Below are 19,847 nucleotides of genomic sequence, written 5' to 3'. Positions count from 1 at the left end.
GGACTCCCCGCCATGAACCTGCTTGCCTTGGCCGCCAACCCGCGCTCCGAAGCCGCTGCGCCGTCCATCGACGGCGCCGAATCCGCCCCGCCCGACCGCCAGGGCGGCAGCAACCCGCTGGTCGCCGCCGCCAACCCGCTGCTCGACCTGCTGCCGACGATCCGGCGCAGCAAACACCACGATTCGCCCGAGCGTCTGCGCGAATATCTGGCTGCGCAAGTGCGCCGCTTCCAGACCCGCGCCCAGCAGGCCGATATTCCGCTGGAAACCATCGTCGCTGCGCGCTACTGCCTGTGCACGGCGCTCGACGAGGCGGCGGCGCTGACGCCTTGGGGCGGCGGTGGCCTGTGGTCGGCGCACAGCCTTCTGGTGACCTTCCACAACGAAACCTGGGGCGGCGAGAAATTCTTCCAGCTGCTGGCCCGGCTGTCGCAGCAACCGCACGCGCACCGGCATCTCCTGGAGCTGCAGTACTTCTGTCTGGCGTTGGGCTTCCAGGGCCGCTACCGCATCGTGCCCAACGGCCAGGCGCAGGTCGAGAACGTGCGCGAGCGCCTGCTCAAGCTGGTGCGCGAAACCGGCGCGCCCACCGCCGCGGCACTGTCGTCGAACTGGCGCGTCGACTCGCCGAAGCCCGAAGCGGCGCGGCGCTGGATGCCGGCCTGGGTGTGGCTGGTGCTGGCCGCGCTGCTCGGCTGCGGCGCGTATATCGGCTTCCTGACCGCATTGCAGAACCACAGCGATCGCACCTATGCGGCGATCAACGCCGTCTCTCTGCCCAAGCTCGACACCTTCGTACAGGCCACGCGGTTGACCGGCCTGCTCGCTGACCAGCTCGCCGACGACCGTATCTCGGTGGTCGACGAGTCCGACCGCAGCGTGGTCACGATCCGCGGCGACGGCCTGTTCGACTCCGGGTCCGCCCAGCTCAAGGACGGCTATCTGGCGACCATCCAGCGCATCGGCAGCGCGCTCAACAGCGCCGAAGGCACGGTACGGATCATCGGCCATACCGACTCGCAGCCGATCCACACCCCATCCTTCAATTCCAACATCGAACTGTCGCAAGCGCGCGCCGATGCGGTGCGCAATCTGCTGGTGCTGTCGCTGCAGCGCTCCAAGGACATCCAGGCGATGGGCCTGGGCGCCGAGCGGCCGGTCGCCGACAACGCCACGCCGGAAGGCCGCGCCCGCAACCGCCGGGTCGAAATCATTCTCCAGGCGCCGGCGCAGGCCGGGCAACCGCAACCCTGAGGTCCGTCATGTACTGGATATTCCGCATCTTCGGCCGGCTGTTCTCGATCCTGTTCTCGCGCGAACTGTGGCTGTTCCTGGCGATGCTGCTGGTGCTGGCGCTGATCTGGGCTTATGGGCCGGCGCTGGACATCAACGGCTGGCGACCGCTGGAAACCCGACTGTGGCGTTATGTCCTCAGCGGGGCGATCGTGCTGTATTGGCTGGTCCGTCTGCTGCGCCGCTGGCGTTGGTCGCAGACCGCCGGAGCGCAGGTGCTGGAGCGGGTGCGCCAGCCCGGCCGGTACAAGCGCGAGCCGGGCGCCCCGCGCGAGGTCGCTCCCGATCCATTGCGCGCCGGTTTCGATGACGCCTTGCGCAAGCTCGCCGCCATGCCGTCGGAAGCGCACAGCGCGTGGGGGAGACTGCTCGACCGGATCAGCCAGCAGTATCGCTATCGGCTGCCCTGGTTCCTGGTCGTCGGCGGGCCCGACGCAGGCAAGACCTCGGCCCTGCTGCGCGCGGGGATCGACCTGCCCGACCCGGACGCCGACCCGGCCGGCCTGTTCTCGGATCACGCCGGCGACGGCGACTACGCCTGGCTGTTCTCCAATCAGGCCGTGCTGATCGACGCGCCGGGCCAGGCGTTCGACGCCGACGGCCGGGCCGACGGCGAAGCCGGCGACGGCCGCTGGCAGCAGCTGCAAACGCTGCTGCGCAAATACCGCAGCCGGCAACCGCTCAACGGCGTGGTGCTGACCGTATCCCTGCCGGCCCTGCTCGGCCTCGACGAGCGCGGCCGCATGCGCCAGGCGGTGCTGTTGCACCGCCGCCTGCTCGACCTGCAGGCGCGGCTGGCATTCCGGATTCCGGTGTATCTGCTGCTGACCAAGCTCGACGGTGTGCAGGGCTTCCGCGAATACTTCGATGGCCTCGACCGCAACGCGCGCGAGCAGGCCTGGGGCTTCGCCTTCCCGACGCAACTCTCGCCGGAGCAGGCGATCAAGCGTTTCGACGCCGAGTTCGGCCTGCTCGCCGACCGCTTGCACATCGGCGTGCACGACGTGCTGGAACGCGAGCCGGAACTCGACGATCGCTGGGCGGCGTACGTATTCCCGCAACAGTTTTCGACATTGGGGCCGGTGCTGAAGGAGTTCTTCGCGCGCGTGTTCGCGGCGTCGAAGTTCGAGTCCGGGTTGTGGCCACGCGGCGTCTACTTCAGCAGCGCCGCGCAGCATCAAGCGATCATCGACCGGGTGTCGGACCCCAATTTGCCGGGTCTGACCGCGCTGCCGGCACGCACGCCGCGTCCCGGCGCGGGCCAAGGCTTGTTCCTCAAGCGCTTTTTTTCCGACGTCGTGTTCGCCGAATCGGGGTTGGCCGGCACGCATCCGTCATGGCGACGTCGCCATCTGTGGGGGCACGTCGCCGCCTGCGTGCTGATCGCCGCGACGCTGAGCCTGGCGGTATGGGGCTGGACCCTGTCCTACCGCAACAACCGCGGTTATCTGCAGGAAGTCGCGCAGCGCGCCGAGCACTTCGAGCGCACCTCGCCCAAACGCATCGCCCTGCCCAGCGGCGCGGTCCAGCCCTTGTCGCCGTTGCTCGACACCTTGCTGGCCCTGCCGCAGAGCCCGGGCCTGGACACCGCCGCTCCGCCGCTGAGCTACCGCTTCGGCCTCTACCAGGGCGCGCGGGCGCAGGGCGCCGGCGACGCCCTGTACCGCCGCGCCCTGGTCGAGAAACTATTGCCGCAGGTCGCCGTGCGCCTGCGCGACATCCTCGCCGACGCGCCGGCCGAGGACGTGGAGTACTCCTACCAGGCCTTGAAGGCCTATCTGATGCTGTACGACGGCGAACACTACGACGCCGCGTTCCTCGCCGCCTGGCTCAACTGGAACATCGAGCGCAACTTGCCGGCGACGATCACCAGCGAGCAGATCAAGACCATGGAGGCGCACATCGGCCGCTTGCTCGAGCCCGGCGCGCTGCGCTCGCCGTACCCGGTCGATCGCGGCCTGGTCGACGCCACGCGCATGCGCATCACCCAGGTGCCGATCAGCCAGCGCGCCTATCAGCGCCTGCGCCGCAAGCTGCTGCGCACGATCGAGATGGACCCGATCACCTACGTCAGCACCGGCGGCCCGCAGGCCAGCCTGGTGTTCCGCCGTCGCAGCGGACGCCCGCTGACCGAAGGCATCCCCGGGCTGTACAGCTACCGCGGCTATTGGGAGGTGTTCAACAAGCAGGTTTCCAGCGCCACGTCCGATCTGGAGAAGGACGATGCCTGGGTGCTCGGCGTGCGCCAGTTGCAGGGCCTGGACGACATCGCCCGGCGACGCCTGGTCGGCGAGGTCAAGCGCGAGTACTTCAACGACTACGTCAAGGTCTGGGATGAATACCTGGACGATCTCAGCCTCGCCGGCAGCGAATCCTTGGCCGAAAGCATCCAGATCGCGCGGGTGCTGTCCTCGCCCGACTCGCCGTTGAAACTGTTCCTGCAATCGGTGGCGCGCGAGACCCAGCTGCTGCGCGGGCGCATCGGCGATCGGCGTTCCCTGCTCGGCCGCGCCCAGGAGGGCATCAGCCAGGCCCAGCAGGCATTGACCGACGTGTTCGGCGACGCGCTGCCGACTCGCCGCCGCCCGGTCGAGACCCAGCGCTATCTGGAAAGCATCGTCGACGACCACTTCGATCCGCTGCGGCGCATGGTCGCCGGCAACGCTCCGGACGGCAGCGGCCCGTCGGCGCTGGACGGCACGCTCAAGACCATCGACGAGCTCTACAGCTATCTCAACTCGACCCAGTCCGCGCAGGCCACCGGCAGCCCGCCGCCGCCGCCGGACGTGCTGAGCAAGTTGCAATCCGAAGCCGGGCGCATGCCGATACCGTTGCGGCAGATGTTCGACGAACTGTCCGGCATCACCACCCGCCAGGTCAGCGGCGTCGGCCGCAGCAGCCTGATCGGCAACGCCGAAGCCTCGGTCGGCCGTCAGTGCCGGCAGATCATCCAGGGCCGCTATCCGTTCGTGCGCGACGCCGAGCGCGAAGTCTCGGCCGAGGACTTCGCCCGTCTGTTCGCCCCCGGCGGGCTGATGGATGCCTTCTACCAGAAGCACCTGGCCGAGCGCATCGACATGGGCACCCAGCCGTGGTCGTTCCGCGACCCCGGCGCCGGCGCCGAGCCGATGGATGCCGCGCTGCCGCTGGCGTTCCAGCGCGCGGAGGTGATCCGCGACGTTTTTTTTCCCTCGGGTGAGCGCATGCCTTCGGTCCGCCTGCGGCTCACCCCGATCGACCTGGACCCCGGCATCGAACAGTACCAGCTGAACATCGACGGCCAGACCCTGCGCTACGCGCACGGCCCGCCGACCCCGGCGACCATGACCTGGCCCGGGCCGCGCGGCAGCGCGACCGCGCAATTGCAGCTCAGCCCCGGCACCGATGCGATCCGCACCGAAGGCACTTGGGCCCTGCACCGATTGTTCCAGCGCGGCCGGATCAAACCCGGCGCGGCGCCGGAGGATTTCGTCGTGTCCTACGGTTTCGGCGGCCGCAAGCTGTCGCTGCGAGTCAACGTCAGCGGCAGCCGCAATCCGTTCCACCTCGCCGAACTGGAGTCTTTCGTCTGTCCTTGAAGGCTGTGCGCCCTCGCCTCGCGAGCGCCGCCCCATCCCCTGGAGTCTCGTCATGAAATTGATCCTCATCGGCCGGCCCGGCACGGCCTGCGAAAGCGACCGAGCGGTGCAGTTCGACCACGACGGCGGCACTCTCGGCGCCGCGCCCGATAACGACCTGGTCCTGAGCGCCGTCGACGGCAACGTCGCCCCACGCCAGGCCAGCGTGGCGCGCGGACGCGGCGAATGGCGGTTGCGCAACGAGGGCCAGCGTTTCGTCGTCGTCAATGGCCGCTGGCTGGAATGCGGCGCCGAGCGGGCGCTCGCCGATCACGACATCATCGAAATCGGCGATCACGTGCTGATGGTCGAAGACACGGGCCTGGCCAAGGAAGCCGCGGAGGCGGAGGCCCTACCGCCGCCGTCATCGGCCCCGGCCGACAATCCCTTGCGCGCCTACCCGGCCGACGAGCCCGGCGTGCCGGCATCGCCGCTGGACGAACGCGCCGGCGCCGGGCTGGACCCGGCCGAGCTGCTCAACACGCCGTTGGACCCGCTGAGCCTGTTTCCCGGCGCCGGCCATAGCGTGGGCGGCACTGGCCTGGACTTGTTCGATCCCGGCGAACCGCTGTCCCCGCTCGACCCGACCGCGGCGGCGTTCGCGGCCGAAACGCCGCGCGCATCCGACGCCGGCTTCGGCCTGCGCGCGGTCCAGGACACGATGCCCGAATTCTCCGGGCCGATGCAGATACGCATCGCCGATCAGGCCGCGGCGGCCGATGCGCCACCGCTGCGCGACGAGAGCGGACTCGCCGCCGCGTTGCAAGCGTTCGCGATCGAGACCGTACCGTCGGCGGTGGCCGACGAAGTTGCACCGCGCGGCGCCGGCGCGGCGCCCGCAACCTCGTCCTCCGATGCGGCACAGCAGGCCGCCGGGCCGCACGAGAGCATGCCGTCCGAAACCGCTCCGGCATCGACACCGCAGGTCGGCGCGGCGCTGATCGCTTCGCTGGGGACGCCGTTGGCCGCTCCGGCCGCCGCACGGTTCGCCGCAGCGCCGCCGGTTACGGCGACCGCCCCGGAGTTGGTCGAACAGCATTGCAGCCTGGCGCGCGCCTTTCTCGATGGCGCCGGCGCCGACATCCATGCGGCCCAGGACCAATACAGCCTGGACTTCATGCACCGTCTTGGCGGGTTGGTGCGCAACCTGCGCATGCTGGCCGGCGCCGGCGGATGAATCCGCGATGCAAGCGCGGGCCGGACGGATCGGAGGCGTTCGGCTCGAACATGGGCGCCGGCGGGGCGCGGTGCGAGACTTGAGAGCAAATCCCCCGCCCCCTTTCAAAGGGAGATGGCTTGGAGAACGGCTTGGAGGGAGTGTGCTTGATCGGGTGCCCGATAGCCGGTAGGTTCGGCCAACGTCGTCTTGCGTCGATCCGATCCGCTGCGACCCGGTCGCAACGCAGCATGCAGGCGGCATCCGTCGATGCGGCTTTTCGCGCCCGTGCATGGAGGCCATCGTGCCCACATTGAACGCTTCGGACCTGCGCCCCTTCATCCCGGCACAGGACTTCGCCCTGTCCAAACGCTTCTACGCCGCGCTGGGCTGGGACACCCGCGACGTCGACCGCGGGTTGGCCCTGGTAAGCCTGGGCGAAGAACAGCACTTCTACATCCAGGATTACTACCGCAAGGACATCGCCGAGAACACCATGCTGCACCTCACCGTCGACGACGCACCGGCCTGGCACGCGCACGTCGCCGCGGTCCTGCGCGACGGCGACTTCGCCCAGGCCCGAGTGCAACCGCCGCGCCGACAGGACTACGGCGCCAGCGTGGTGTTCGTGCACGACCCGTCCGGCGTGCTGCTGCATCTGTGCCAGTGGGATCGCTGATGCGGGTAGCGACTGCGCCCTTCGATCCGCGTCGGCCTGCTCGTCGCTGGCGCGTGCGGCCACGGCGGGGCTGCAGCATGGCCTCGAGGAGACTTACAACGCCTCGCGATGGGTGACGACCAGCTGCACCGCTTCGCCGCCGCGATAATCGTCCGGCTCCAGCCGATAAGCGATCCGCACCCACGACGGAGGTTTGTTGCCGTCCCAGCCGCCGAACTCGATCGCGTTCAGCCGCAGGCCGTCGCGGCCGAGTTCGAGCTTGAGATGACGCTCGCCGATCACCCGCCACGACAGCACTTCGAATTCGCCGTCGAATTGCGGCTCTGGAAAGCCCTGGCCCCAGGGGCCGCCGTCGCGCAGGCATTCGGCGTGGCGACGGTCGAACTCGGCCGGTTGCAGTTCGCCGTCGCTGAGGATGTCGGCCTGCAGCAGTTCCGGGGTCAGCAGGCGCTGCGCGCAGGCTTCAAAGGCTACCCGGAACGCGTCGAAGGCCTCGCGCCGCAGCGACAGGCCGGCGGCCATGGCGTGGCCGCCGAAGCGTTCGATCAGTTCGGGATGCAACGCGGCCACGTCGGCCAGCGCGTCGCGGATATGGAAGCCCGGGATCGAGCGCGCCGAGCCGCGCAGTTGGTCGCTGCCGGGCTCGGCCGGGGCGAACGCGATCGCGGGGCGGTGCAGCCGCTCCTTCATCTTCGATGCGACCAGGCCGACCACGCCGGGATGCCAGTCCTCGTCGTAAAGGCATACCGCCAGCGGCGCGCTGTCGGCGTCGAGGGCCACGCGCGCGAAGGCGACCTGCGCCTCGTCGGTCATCTGCTGCTGCACCGCGCGGCGTTCGGCGTTGATCTCGTTCAGGGTGGCGGCGATCTCGCGCGCCTGGCGGGCATCGTCGGTAAGCAAGCACTCGATGCCGAGCGCCATGTCTTCCAGTCGCCCGGCGGCATTGAGCCGCGGCCCCACCGCGTAGCCGATGTCGGCCGCGGTCAGCCGCCGGTAATCGCGCTGCGACACCTCGATCAGCGCGCGCAGGCCGGCGCAGCCTTGGCCCGCGCGCAGGCGGCGCAGGCCGGCGGCGACCAGGGCGCGGTTGTTGGTGTCCAGCGGCACCAGGTCGGCGACCGTGCCGACCGCGACCAGGTCCAGCAGCGCGCTCAGGTCCGGGCCCTTGCCGTCGGCGAAGACGCCAGCCTCGCGCAGGCGGCGCCGCAGCGCCAACAGCACGTAGAACATCACCCCGACGCCGGCCAGCATCTTGCTCGGGAAACCGTCGCCGGGCTGGTTGGGGTCGACGATGGCGTCGGCCTCGGGCAGGCGCTCGCCGGGCAGATGATGGTCGGTGACCAGCACCTGCCAGCCGCGCGCGCGCGCCGCGGCGATGCCGGCATGGCAGGCGATGCCATGGTCGACGGTGACCAGCAGGTCGGGTTGCAGCGACGCCAGTTCCTCAACCAGCGCGGGCGACAGCCCATAACCGTGCACGATGCGGTTCGGCACCGCATGCGATACGCGCTGCGCGCCGAGCATGCGCAGGCCGCGCACGCCGACCGCGCAGGCGGTGGCGCCGTCGCAGTCGAAATCCCCGACCACCAGGATATGGCGCTGCACCGCGATCGCCTCGGCCAGCAACTGCGTCGCCCGTTCCAGCCCGAGCAGTCCGTCGGGCGGCAGCAGCTGGGTCAGCTTGGGCTGTGCGCGGGCCGCGTCGGTGGCGCCGCGCGCGGCGTAGATGCGCTGCAGCAGCGGCGGAATGCTGTCGGGAAAATCGCCCGCGCCGATCGGCGGGCGGCGACGCAGACGCGCAGCCGGCTTCATTGCGCCGGCTCGGCGTCCAGCAACGCGCGCAACGGCTTGCGCCAGAAGCGCCAGCGTTGCGAACGCGCCAGTTCGAAGCGTTCGCCGTCGGCGAAACCCAACACGGCGCGGTCGATGGCGCCGGCATCCAGCGCCTGCCCGATCGGCTCCAGCCAGTCGCGCTGCACCAGGGCCAGGTCGCGCATCGCGCGCAGGTCGAACAGGCCGGCGCCCTCCCCGCCGCTCCATCGCGGCGGCAGCGCTTCGGCGCGCACGCCGGCCAGCGCGCCGAACGCGGTCAGCGCTTCATCGTCGCTGAAGACTTCCGCGTAATCGCTGCGCACGTGGTCGGGCAGCACGCCCGCGCCCCAGAACCACAGCGAATTGATCGGCGCCAGCCCGGCGGCGATACGCTGAGCGTTGTGCGGATGATTGTGCAGCACCACCTGCGCTTCGCTGAGCAGGCCGCGCCAGCGCCGGCCTTCGGCGCCGTCGCCCTCGGGCAAGTGCTGGAACAGGTCCTCGCCCAGCGCCTGCTCCGGCGAGGCGAAGCGCGGCAAGCGCGCCTCGCGCGGCAGGCACAGGTACCAGCGGCTCGGGCTGGGCGCGTCGATCGGAAAACCGGCGTCGCCGAACAGGGGCCGCAGCGCCGGCAGCAAGGCGGCGCTGTCGCGTTCGCTCAGCGCCAGGGCCTGGCCGTAGGCGAGCAGGCGCGCGCCGTTGATGTCCGGGCGCACATAGGCCGGGTCGGCGCGCAGCCAGGCCGCATGCGCGGCGTCGCCGGCATCGCGCTGGCGGGTCACCGCCGCGACCGGCCAGCCGCGCGGCAGGATGTCGAACGCGCGCGCGGCCTGATCGGCCGCCTCGACGCTGCGGTCGGCGCGGCCGAGGCGGCGGCCGAAGGCCTCGCCGAAACGCTGGCCGCCGAAGCGCGCGCGCGCCGGCAACAGGACGGTGACGGAATTCATGCGCGCGGCGTCGGGCTCAGCCCTGGTAGCTGACGCCGACGATCTCGTATTCGCGGGTGCCGCCCGGCGCTTCGATGACGACGCTGTCGCCTTCGTTCTTGCCGATCAGGGCGCGCGCCACCGGCGAGGAGATCGCGATCAGGCCCTGCTTGATGTCGGCTTCCAGGTCGCCGACGATCTGGTAGGTCTTTTCCTCGTCGGTATCGACGTCGGCCAGTTCGACGGTGGCGCCGAACACGACCTTGGAACCGGCGTTGAGCTGGCTGATGTCGATGATCTGGGCATGCGACAGCTCGGCCTCGAGCTGCTTGATGCGGCCTTCGATGAAGCCCTGCTGTTCGCGGGCGGCGTGGTACTCGGCGTTCTCCTTGAGGTCGCCGTGCGCGCGCGCTTCGGCGATCGCGTTGATCACCGCCGGCCGCTTGACCGTCTTGAGTTCGTCCAGCTCGGCGCGCAGACGCTGCGCGCCCTTCGCGGTCATGGGTGCTCTCATTGCCTTCCTCTCGCCGGACGCCGCCGGCCCATCGTGTGTGACTGTAACGGCATTGTGCCGGGAACAGGCCGGCTTGGCACCCCGCTGCGGGGCGCCTGCGTGGAACGTGTGACCGATCGCGGGGATTTGCGCCTGGCCCTGCGCCGGGCTGGCCGGCCGCAGGGCGTTTCGCCGTGGCGCGTACGCCGGCGCGGACGCGCCGGCGAACGGCCCCTGTCGCGGCCTCGCTCAGGCCGCGCCGATCTGCGCGTGCAGCTCCTGCAGCGACCACACCGGGCCCTGGCCGCGGTAGTCGAGCGAGTTGACCAGGGCGCGCGCGCCCGACACGGTGGTCGAGTACGTCACCCGCTGCTGCAAGGCCTCGCGGCGGATCGAGAACGAGTCCGAGATCGCCTGGCGGCCTTCGGTGGTGTTGATGATGTAGACGATCTCGCCGTTCTTGATCAGGTCGACGACTTGCGGACGGCCTTCGGTGACCTTGTTGACCACTTCGCAGGCCACGCCGTGCTCGCTCAGGAAGACCTGGGTGCCGCGGGTGGCGACCAGGCTGTAGCCGCGGCGCACCAGCTCCTGCACCACCGGCAGCACGCGCTGCTTGTCCGGGTCGCGCACCGAGACGAACACCTTGCCGACCGGCGGCGCCTTGATGCCGCCGGCCTCCTGGGCGCGCGCCATCGCCGCGCCGAAGTTCTTGCCCACGCCCATGACTTCGCCGGTCGAGCGCATTTCCGGGCCGAGGATCGGGTCGACGCCCTGGAACTTGGCGAACGGGAAGATCGCTTCCTTGACCGAGTAGTAGTCCGGCACGATCTCTTCGACCGCGTCCTGCGAGGTCAGGGTCTGGCCGACCATGCAGCGCGCGGCGATCTTGGCCAGGGCCATGCCGGTGGCCTTGGACACGAACGGCACGGTGCGCGAGGCGCGCGGGTTGACCTCGATCAGGAAGATGGTCTCGTTGCCGTCGGCGTCGGTCTGGATCGCGAACTGGGTGTTCATCAGCCCGACCACCTTGAGCGCCTTGGCCAGCGCCACCACCTGCGCGCGCAGCTTTTCCTGCGTGGCCGGCGACAGCGAGTACGGCGGCAGCGAGCAAGACGAGTCGCCCGAATGCACGCCGGCCTCTTCGATGTGCTCCATCACCCCGCCGATCAGCACCCGGCCCTCGCGGTCGGCGATCACGTCGACGTCGACTTCGACCGCGTTGTCGAGGAAACGGTCCAGCAGCACCGGCGAATCGTTGGAGACCTTGACCGCGTCGCGGATGTAACGGGTCAGGTCGGTGTCGGAGTAGACGATTTCCATCGCCCGGCCGCCGAGCACGTAGCTCGGACGCACCACCAGCGGATAGCCGATCTGGCCGGCCAGGGCCAGGGCCTCGTCGGGGTTGCGCGCGGTGCGGTTGAGCGGCTGAGCCAGGCCCAGTTCCTGCACCAGCTTCTGGAAGCGCTCGCGGTCCTCGGCCAGGTCGATGCTGTCCGGGGTGGTGCCGATGATCGGCACGCCGTTGGCTTCCAGCGCGCGCGCCAGCTTCAGCGGGGTCTGGCCGCCGTACTGCACGATCACGCCCTTGGGCTTCTCCAGGTCGGCGATCTCGAGCACGTCCTCCAGGGTCAGCGGCTCGAAGTACAGGCGGTCGGAGGTGTCGTAGTCGGTCGACACGGTCTCCGGGTTGCAGTTGACCATGATGGTCTCGTAGCCGTCCTCGCGCAGGGCCAGGGCGGCATGGACGCAGCAGTAGTCGAACTCGATGCCCTGGCCGATGCGGTTGGGGCCGCCGCCGAGGACGATGATCTTGTCGCGGCCGGTCGGCGCGGCCTCGCACTCGTCCTCATAGGTCGAGTACATGTAGGCGGTGGTGGTGGCGAACTCGGCCGCGCAGCTGTCCACGCGCTTGTACACCGGGCGCACCTTGAGCGCGCGGCGCAGGATGCGCACCGCGGTCTCGTCGGTGCCGGTGAGCTGGGCGATGCGCGCGTCGGAGAAACCCTTGCGCTTGAGCGCGCGCATGCGCGCCTGGTCGAGCGCGGCCAGGCCTTGCTCGGCGACTTCGCGCTCGGTTGCTATCAGTTCTTCGATCTGGTCCAGGAACCAGGGATCGACGAACGACAGCGCGTGCACGTCTTCCACGCTCAAGCCGGCGCGGAACGCGTCGCCGATGTAGAACATGCGCTCCGGGCCGGGCTCCTTGAGCTCGCGCTTGAGCCGGGCCAGGTCGTCCTCGCTGCCCAGGTCCAGGCCGGTCGGGTCGAGGCCGACCTTGCCGGTCTCCAGGCCGCGCAGGGCCTTGTGCAGCGACTCCTGGAAGGTGCGGCCCATCGCCATGACTTCGCCGACCGACTTCATCTGCGTGGTCAGGCGCGCGTCGGCCTGCGGGAACTTCTCGAACGCGAAGCGCGGGATCTTGGTGACGACGTAGTCGATGCTCGGCTCGAACGAGGCCGGGGTGGCGCCGCCGGTGATCTCGTTGCGCAGTTCGTCCAGGGTGTAGCCGACCGCGAGCTTGGCGGCGATCTTGGCGATCGGGAAGCCGGTGGCCTTGGACGCCAGCGCCGAGGAGCGCGACACGCGCGGGTTCATCTCGATCACCACGACGCGGCCATTCTTGGCGTTGATGCCGAACTGGACGTTGGAGCCGCCGGTGTCGACGCCGATCTTGCGCAGCACCGCGATCGAGGCGTCGCGCAGGCGCTGGTACTCCTTGTCGGTCAGGGTCTGCGCCGGGGCGACGGTGATCGAGTCGCCGGTGTGCACGCCCATCGCGTCGAAGTTCTCGATCGAACAGACGATGATGCAGTTGTCCGCCTTGTCGCGGACCACTTCCATCTCGAATTCCTTCCAGCCCAGCACCGATTCCTCGACCAGCACTTCGGTGGTCGGCGACAGCTCCAGGCCGCGGTTGACGATCTCGATCAGCTCCTCGCGGTTGTAGGCGATGCCGCCGCCGCTGCCGCCGAGGGTGAACGAGGGACGAATGATGGTCGGGTAGCCGACCCGGGTCTGGATGTCGAGCGCTTCTTCCAGGGTGTGCGCGACTTCGGCCTTGGGGCATTCCAGGCCGATTTCCTTCATCGCCACGCGGAACAGCTCGCGGTCCTCGGCCATCCGGATCGCCTCGCGCGAGGCGCCGATCAGCTCGACGCCGTACTTCTCCAGCACGCCGTGGTCGGCCAGGTCCAGCGCGCAGTTGAGCGCGGTCTGGCCGCCCATGGTCGGCAGCAGCGCGTCGGGCCGTTCCTTGGCGATGATCTTCTCGACCGTCTGCCAGTTGATCGGCTCGATGTACACGGCGTCGGCCATGTTCGGGTCGGTCATGATCGTGGCCGGGTTGGAGTTGACCAGGACCACGCGGTAGCCCTCGTCGCGCAGCGCCTTGCACGCCTGCGCGCCGGAGTAGTCGAACTCGCAGGCCTGTCCGATCACGATCGGGCCGGCGCCGATGATCAGGACGGTTTTGATGTCGGTACGCTTGGGCATGTGATCCTCAGTAAAGTCGTTCCTGCCACGTCTCGGGGACGCGCCAGGTGATCTGGTCGGGCGATCGCGCATCGATCGCCCCGTGGTCGACCGCGGCGCGAACCTCGCGCTGCATCGCGGCCCAGGTCGGAGCGGCGGCGCCGAGGCGCGCGCCGATCCGGTTGTTGTGGGCGTCCATCGCCCGGCTCGGGTTGCCCTCGCCGCCCCGCTCCATCACCGCCGTGACCCAGTCCACGCAGCGCGGCGACAAGGTGTAGGCGACGACCGCGCTGGCCAGGCTGTGCCGGTAGGCATCCGCCGGGCCGTTGCGTCCGCCCGGCAGATTCGCGCCGAACCACTGCGCATACACCGCGCTCAGCACGAACGCCGGGTAGGCGGCGAGCAGCGCCAGCACCGCCAACGCGGGCCGGCGCCAGCGGCGTCGGCGCAACGGCGGCGAGGCCAGCGCGCTCACAGTTGCACCATCTCCACCCCGCAGCGGCTCAGGCTCTGCAAGCGCAGCCATTGCTTGGCCGTTGCGGAGGGCGCCGCGAACGGCGTCGCCTTGCCCAGCGCTTCGGCCGCCGGGCTGTCGAGATAGGCCAGCACCTGCTTCTGTTCCGAAGGCGACAGCGACTCGAAGAACGTGTCCAGCCCCGGGTCCGAATGCAGGGCCGCCGGCACCGAATCCAACAGCGCCTGGCGCGCGTGGGCGAAAAACTTGCGTCCGGCCGGGGTAGCGGCGAACCGCAGCACGTACTGCACATGCCGCTGGTCGCCGATGCTGGCCGCCATCGCCCGCCGCTGGTCCGCCTGCAGCACCGGCTGCAGCAGCCCGCGCACGCAGGCCTTCTGCGCCGGCTTGTAGCGGCTGTACTTCGGGTGGCGGGTGAAATACCCGTCGAAAATCCTGTCGATCGCCGCCTTGAAGCCGAGCACCTCCATCAGGCGCGCGGTCTGGGCATCGCTCGGCGGCACCGCCCACGCCATGGCCATCGGCGCCGCAACCAGCGCCGAGACCATGAGGGACAGCACCAGCGCGATTTTCATGCGGCCTGTTCCATCGACTGCACGAAGCGGTCGAACAGCGGCGACACGTCGTGCGGGCCGGGGCTGGCTTCCGGGTGGCCCTGGAAGCTGAACGCCGGTGCGTCGGTCAGGGCGATGCCCTGGTTGCTGCCGTCGAACAGCGAGCGGTGGGTCACCCGCACGTTGGCCGGCAGGCTGGCCTCGTCGACCGCGAAGCCGTGGTTCTGCGAGGTGATCATGACCCGGCCCGAGTCCAGGTCCTGGACCGGGTGGTTGGCGCCGTGGTGGCCGAACTTCATCTTCAGGGTCTTGGCGCCGGAGGCCAGCCCGAGCAACTGATGACCCAGGCAGATGCCGAAGGTCGGGATCTTGCGGGCGACGAATTCCTTGATCGCGGCGATCGCGTAATCGCAGGGCTCCGGGTCGCCGGGGCCGTTGGACAGGAACACACCGTCCGGATTCAGCGCCAGCACCTCGGCGGCCGGGGTCTGCGCCGGCACCACGGTGACCCGGCAGCCGCGCTCGGCGAGCATGCGCAGGATGTTGAGCTTGACGCCGAAGTCGTAGGCGACCACATGGAAGCGCGGCGGCGCGTCGACGAAGGCGTTGCGGTCCAGGTCGAGCTGGCCGGCGGTCCATTCGTAACGCTCGCGGGTGCAGACTTCCTTGGCCAGGTCCATGCCTTTCAGGCCGGGGAACTTGCGCGCGGCTTCGAGCGCCTTCTCGACATTGATCTCGCCCGCCATCAGCGCGCCGTTCTGGGCGCCGGTGTCGCGCAGCAGGCGGGTCAGCTTGCGGGTGTCGATGTCGGCGATCGCGACCACGCCGCGCTCGCTCAGCCACTGCGGCAGCGCGACCTGGCTGCGCCAGTTGCTCGGCCGGCGCGGCACATCGCGCACGATCAGGCCCGAGGCCCAGACCTGGCGCGCCTCGTCGTCCTGGTCCGTGCAGCCGGTGTTGCCGACGTGCGGATAGGTCAGCGTCACCAGCTGGCGCGCATACGAGGGGTCGGTGAGGATTTCCTGGTAGCCGGTGATGGCGGTGTTGAATACGACTTCGCCGACGCTGAGGCCGGGCGCGCCTACGGAAACGCCCTCGAACACGGTTCCGTCTTCGAGGGCGAGGATTGCGGGTTGGGTCACGGGGGTCGCCTTGGCTGCCGAAGGATCTGATCCCGTGCGCGACTGCGGCAGAACGCAAGTTGCAGCAAAGCGCGGACGCGGTGCTGGACCGGTCCGGCGTTCGGGATTCAGGCGAGCCGGAATTGTAGCGGCGAAGGCCTCCGGGCGCCAGCGTTTGCGCAGCCGGATTCGTCCCGGGCCGGCCTCGGCGCGGCCCGATCGCGACCGCCGTTCAGGCGCTTGCGCGCGCCGGCCGCCGCGCGGCGGGCGCCCATACGGCCCACCTCGACGCCGGCGCGGCCGGCCAAAAAAACCCCTCCCGGCTGCGCCCTGCCCCGTTCCGGCGAGGTTCGCGACGGCCCGCGCCGGCCGCCTCGCCGGCTCAGCCGGGGAGGCCCGGGCCCGCGCGGCCCGGGCCGGCGGCCGGTGCCACGGCGTTCACGTTCCCAGCGAGGGCTTGTAGGTCGCGACCAGGTCCTGCATGCGGATGCTCTGGTCGTCGGAGAACGTGTTCATGCACGAATCGTAGCTGTAATCCATGAAGTTGGTGATCGGGTCCAGGCCGCCGCCCGGGCAACTGTCGCGGCCGACCGGACAGCCGGAGCTGGGGCCGGCCTGCGGCGGCGTGTCGGCCACGTAGTCGCCCGGCTCGCTGCAACCGCCCTCGAAAGTGTGCTCCAGGCCGAGGTGATGGCCGACCTCGTGGGTGACGGTGTCGCCTTCGTTGTAGTTGGTCGAGGCGCCGCCCGGCAGCGAGGAATGCAGCACGACCACGCCGTGGCGCTTGGACGACTCGGGATAGCTGTCGGGCAGATAGGCGTAACCCAGGTAGCCGCCGGGCTTGCAGGTGTAGATGTTGACGTTGCGCGCCGGGTTCACCGCCAGCGCGTTCTTCATCTTCATCTCGTTGCTGAGGCAGTTGCCGTACCAGGTGTTGTTCTTGGTCCGCGTCACTCCGGCCAGGACGAACTGGAAGCCGCGCCCGGCGTAGGCGGCGTTGAGCACCTGCATCTGCTGGGCGATGCGCGCGTCGCTGACGTCGCCGGTGTTGTCGGTGCGGGTGACCACGTGGAACCAGACCGGCACGGTCTTGCTCGCGGCGCCCGCGCCCCACGCGCCGTTGCGCAACGGCGAGGCGGCGCGCAGTTGCTGCAGGCGGCGCTCGACGTCGCGCCGGCGTTGCGGCGTCGACGCCGGTGCGCCGCAGCGCAGGCCCTCGCGCTGGAAACCGTGTTCGTCGACGATCTGGATCAGCGGCTGGCGCTGGTAGCCGTCGGCGCCGGCCAGCACGGTTTCGACGTCGCCGGCGGCGGCCGGCCCGACCAGCAGCGACGCGGCGAAAGCACCGGCCGCGAACATCCCGTTCTTGCCCATGATCTGCCTCCCGAAAAGTGAAAACGCCGCGGGTCCGCGGCGCTTTCACTGTGCTCCGGCGCCGGCCGCGCCGGCCGTGCGATTCGCGCCGCAGGCCCGGCACGGAGCGCGGGCGGCATCACAGATTGGGAAACATCAGCTCGGCCAGGCCGTAGCGCCCTGGCGCCTGGTGCGCCACCCGCAGCGCCGCCTCCAGCGCGCCGCGAGCGAAGATGTCGCGGTTGGTGGCGCGGTGGATCAGCTCCAGGCGTTCGCCGGCCGCGGCGAACTGCACCGTATGTTCGCCGACGATGTCGCCGGCGCGCAGGCTGGCGTAATGCGGCGCCGCGCCGCGACCGATCTCCGCCGCCGCGCCGAGGTGCAAAGCCGTGCCCGAGGGCGCGTCGAGCTTGCGGGTGTGGTGCGCCTCGATCACGTCGCAGTCCCAGCCCGGCAACGCAGCGGCGGCGCGCCGCACCAGTTCGGTCAGCACCGCCACGCCAAGGCTGTAGTTGGCCGCCCACACCACCGCGATGCCGCTGGCAGCCTCGTTGATCGCCGCGTTCTGGGCCGAGCTCAGGCCGGTGGTGCCCGAGACCAAGGCCTTGCCGCGGCGCGCGCACAACGCCAACACCGGGTCGAAGCCCTGCGGCAGGCTGAAATCGATCGCCACGTCGAACTCCGGCGCGCCGTCGAGCTCGGCGGAGGCGAACTGCGGCACCCCGTCGACCACCCGTTGGGTCGGCTGCGAACGCGAGAAGGCGGCGACGACCTGCAGGTCGTCGCGCTCGGCCGCCAGACGCAACAAGGCCTGGCCCATGCGCCCGGAGGCGCCGTGAATCAACAGTCGTAGGGGTGCGCTCATGCGCTTACGCTACCGGCTGCGCCGCCGCAACGGCAAGCGCAGCGGCGGGCTTCATTGCTGGTAGACCACCTGCGCCTTCAGGTTCGGCCGCACTTTGCGCGCGAAATCGCGATAGGTCCGGTTGTATTCGTTGCTGCACACCGGACCGGCGGTCGCATCCTCGATCACCCGGCTCGCCTCCAGCACCTGGCCGTCGAGCTTGTAGCGCGCCACGTAGCTGGAATCGCCGGAGCGCAGGCTCAGGTCCGGCGGCACGGCGATGACCTTGACCGTCTTCGGGAACTCGATCCGGTAGATCTCCTCCGAGCGTCCGCCGCCGCAGGTGCCGTCGCCGGTCAGGGTGTCCAGCGCATCGGCGCCGGCGCTGCCGGTCAACGCCGACACCGGCATCGGATTGAAGAACAAGGGGCCGAGCGGGAACGCACCCGGCATCGGCATCGCTTCCTTGACCTCGAACTCGGCACGGTAGCGATGCTCGGCGCGCAAGGGCTTGGGGTCGTCCTGGGTGAAGCTGCCTTCTGCGGTGAGGCCGCTGGACTGGAACATCTTCTTGACCAGGCCCTTGGCGTCCTCGGCGCTGAGTTCGCGCAGGCCGGCGCGGCTGCTGATCGCCGGCAGGCCGGCCAGCTCGACCTCGACCTGGCCCTTGACCGAACCGTCCTCGAGGATGACCAGCCGGCTGACCATGCGCTGGCGGTTGCGCAGCGGCGCAAAGCCCGGCGTACGCGCGGCCAGGTCCGGCCGGTCGATGCGCAGCACCGGCTTGCCGGCGACGACCGCCGGCAGCTCGCCGAAGGGAATGCCCTTGGCGGTCGCATCGACGTACAGGTCCAGCCCCGGCAGATAGTTCAGCACGTGATTGACGCTGGCCACCACCGGCACCGACGGCAGGCTGTAGACGTTGCCGGCGTTGATCAAGGCCTGGGTCGATTCGATGCCCTTGGCCGACAGCAGCGCCTGCAGCAGGGTGGCGTGGTCTTTGCAATCGCCGAGGCGGTTATCGAGCACGAAGGCCTGATCGCGCGGCACCACCGCGCCCAGGCCGATGCAGTTGCCGCCGTAGTTGATCTGGGTCGACACCCATTCGTACAGCGCCTGAGCCACCTCGCGCGGGGCGATCTTGCCGGCGGCGATCTCGTCGGCCAGCTTGCGCACGCGCGCGCTGGGCTCGGCCTTGGGCAAGGCCCGCGCGGCATAGGCCCGGGCGATGTCGGCGTAGCCCGGGAAGGTCGAGAACGCGAACCCCGGGAAGCGCTCGACCTGGTACACCGAGTAGTCGTTGGTCTCGTCCTCGACCGGCTCGCGATTCTGGTAGCTCCACTCGATCAGGCGGCGGCCGCCGGCGACCTCATCGCGCACGGTTTTCAGCCCGCCGAAACCGCGCGCCTGCGCGGTCATCGCCGCCGGAGCGTCGATGCGCACGCGCACGTCGCCGTAGTAACGCTCGCTGCCGCCGAAACTTTCGATTTCGGAAAAATGCCCGTCGAACATCGGCTGGGTCGCGGTCAGGCGGTAATCGAGTACCACCGTGTCGCCGACCGCGACGTCGGGGAACACCACGCTGGTCGTGGCCTGGTCGGAAAACGCCGGGCCGCCGCCGGCGCGCCCTTCGTTGGTCTCGACCTGATAGTTCGACTTGGGCACCTCGACCCGGCGTCCGTCGGCCTTCTGGGTGTAGGCGGCGATCACGTCCAGGCGCTGCAGGCTGGCGCTGTAGCCGATCGAGCGGTGCTTGGCCGACTCGACCGCGCGCTCCTCCAGCACCTTCACCGCCATCTCCCGGCGTTCGGCATAGGCGCCGTTGGGTTCGACGCGGTAATCGACGTGCAGGCGCTCGATCCGCATCGGCTCGGCTTCGGCGGCCTTGGCCTTCGGCGCCTGCGCGGACGCGGCGGGCGCTGGATTCTGGGTCGTTTGTGCGCCGGCGGCAGCGGCCAGCAGGCTCAATGCGATCGCGGCCGACAGCCGCAACACGATGGTAGGCATCCTTTCGTCCCCGTTTCCCTGAAAGACGGCGCCGGACCGCGTC

The 19,847-nt window shown here is 69.9% G+C and carries 14 protein-coding genes; 4 read left to right on the top strand and 10 right to left on the bottom strand.

Going from position 1 to position 19,847, the window contains the following annotated elements:
* Positions 1–12 precede the first annotated feature (12 nt).
* The 4 genes from icmH to V2J18_RS10735 all read left to right on the top strand — a co-directional run bounded on the left by icmH (position 13) and on the right by V2J18_RS10735 (position 6,745).
* The gene (gene icmH, locus V2J18_RS10750; protein WP_336131771.1) at positions 13–1,254 is read left to right on the top strand and encodes a type IVB secretion system protein IcmH/DotU; all 1,242 of its coding nucleotides are present in this window, start codon (positions 13–15) and stop codon (positions 1,252–1,254) included.
* Between the two features lie 8 nt (positions 1,255–1,262).
* Complete coding sequence (tssM, locus tag V2J18_RS10745) at positions 1,263–4,871, top strand: type VI secretion system membrane subunit TssM (RefSeq protein WP_336131770.1); 3,609 nt, start codon at positions 1,263–1,265, stop codon at positions 4,869–4,871.
* Positions 4,872–4,923: 52 nt separating this feature from the next.
* The gene (locus V2J18_RS10740) at positions 4,924–6,087 is read left to right on the top strand and encodes a hypothetical protein (protein ID WP_336131769.1); all 1,164 of its coding nucleotides are present in this window, start codon (positions 4,924–4,926) and stop codon (positions 6,085–6,087) included.
* Positions 6,088–6,370: 283 nt separating this feature from the next.
* Positions 6,371–6,745 (top strand): VOC family protein, encoded by a 375-nt coding sequence (locus V2J18_RS10735; protein ID WP_336131768.1) that lies wholly within the window; start codon positions 6,371–6,373, stop codon positions 6,743–6,745.
* 93 nt (positions 6,746–6,838) lie between these two features.
* On the opposite strand, the gene recJ is transcribed toward V2J18_RS10735, so the two are convergent.
* The 10 genes from recJ to V2J18_RS10685 form a co-directional block, all read right to left on the bottom strand.
* Positions 6,839–8,557, bottom strand: coding sequence for a single-stranded-DNA-specific exonuclease RecJ (recJ, locus tag V2J18_RS10730; protein WP_336131767.1), 1,719 nt, complete (start codon positions 8,555–8,557; stop codon positions 6,839–6,841).
* Positions 8,554–9,504, bottom strand: coding sequence for a hypothetical protein (locus V2J18_RS10725; RefSeq protein WP_064746735.1), 951 nt, complete (start codon positions 9,502–9,504; stop codon positions 8,554–8,556). The genes recJ and V2J18_RS10725 overlap by 4 nt, the downstream gene beginning before the upstream one ends.
* A 16-nt stretch (positions 9,505–9,520) precedes the next feature.
* Entirely contained in the window at positions 9,521–9,997 is a 477-nt protein-coding gene (gene greA, locus V2J18_RS10720; protein WP_336131766.1) for a transcription elongation factor GreA, read from the bottom strand.
* Positions 9,998–10,225: 228 nt separating this feature from the next.
* On the bottom strand, positions 10,226–13,471 hold the full coding sequence (gene carB / locus V2J18_RS10715) for a carbamoyl-phosphate synthase large subunit (protein WP_336131765.1): 3,246 nt from the start codon (positions 13,469–13,471) through the stop codon (positions 10,226–10,228).
* A 7-nt stretch (positions 13,472–13,478) separates the two neighbouring features.
* Positions 13,479–13,925, bottom strand: coding sequence for a DUF6973 domain-containing protein (locus tag V2J18_RS10710; protein WP_087960669.1), 447 nt, complete (start codon positions 13,923–13,925; stop codon positions 13,479–13,481).
* Positions 13,922–14,500, bottom strand: coding sequence for a YdeI/OmpD-associated family protein (locus V2J18_RS10705; protein WP_336131764.1), 579 nt, complete (start codon positions 14,498–14,500; stop codon positions 13,922–13,924). Before V2J18_RS10705 ends, V2J18_RS10710 begins: the two co-directional genes overlap by 4 nt.
* The gene (gene carA, locus V2J18_RS10700; protein ID WP_336131763.1) at positions 14,497–15,621 is read right to left on the bottom strand and encodes a glutamine-hydrolyzing carbamoyl-phosphate synthase small subunit; all 1,125 of its coding nucleotides are present in this window, start codon (positions 15,619–15,621) and stop codon (positions 14,497–14,499) included. Before carA ends, V2J18_RS10705 begins: the two co-directional genes overlap by 4 nt.
* A 417-nt stretch (positions 15,622–16,038) precedes the next feature.
* A complete protein-coding gene (locus V2J18_RS10695; RefSeq protein WP_336131762.1) occupies positions 16,039–16,974 on the bottom strand; it encodes a zinc metalloprotease in 936 nt (311 codons plus the stop codon).
* 118 nt (positions 16,975–17,092) lie between these two features.
* The gene (gene dapB, locus V2J18_RS10690; RefSeq protein WP_075574993.1) at positions 17,093–17,818 is read right to left on the bottom strand and encodes a 4-hydroxy-tetrahydrodipicolinate reductase; all 726 of its coding nucleotides are present in this window, start codon (positions 17,816–17,818) and stop codon (positions 17,093–17,095) included.
* Positions 17,819–17,869: 51 nt separating this feature from the next.
* The gene (locus tag V2J18_RS10685; protein ID WP_336131761.1) at positions 17,870–19,804 is read right to left on the bottom strand and encodes a DUF3857 domain-containing transglutaminase family protein; all 1,935 of its coding nucleotides are present in this window, start codon (positions 19,802–19,804) and stop codon (positions 17,870–17,872) included.
* Positions 19,805–19,847 lie beyond the last annotated feature (43 nt).

Origin of the sequence: Lysobacter firmicutimachus (assembly GCF_037027445.1) — a bacterium.
Classification (GTDB): Bacteria; Pseudomonadota; Gammaproteobacteria; order Xanthomonadales; family Xanthomonadaceae; genus Lysobacter; species Lysobacter firmicutimachus.
The sequence above is the reverse complement of the archived record's forward strand: the minus strand, read 5'-3'. Positions and strand labels throughout refer to the sequence as shown.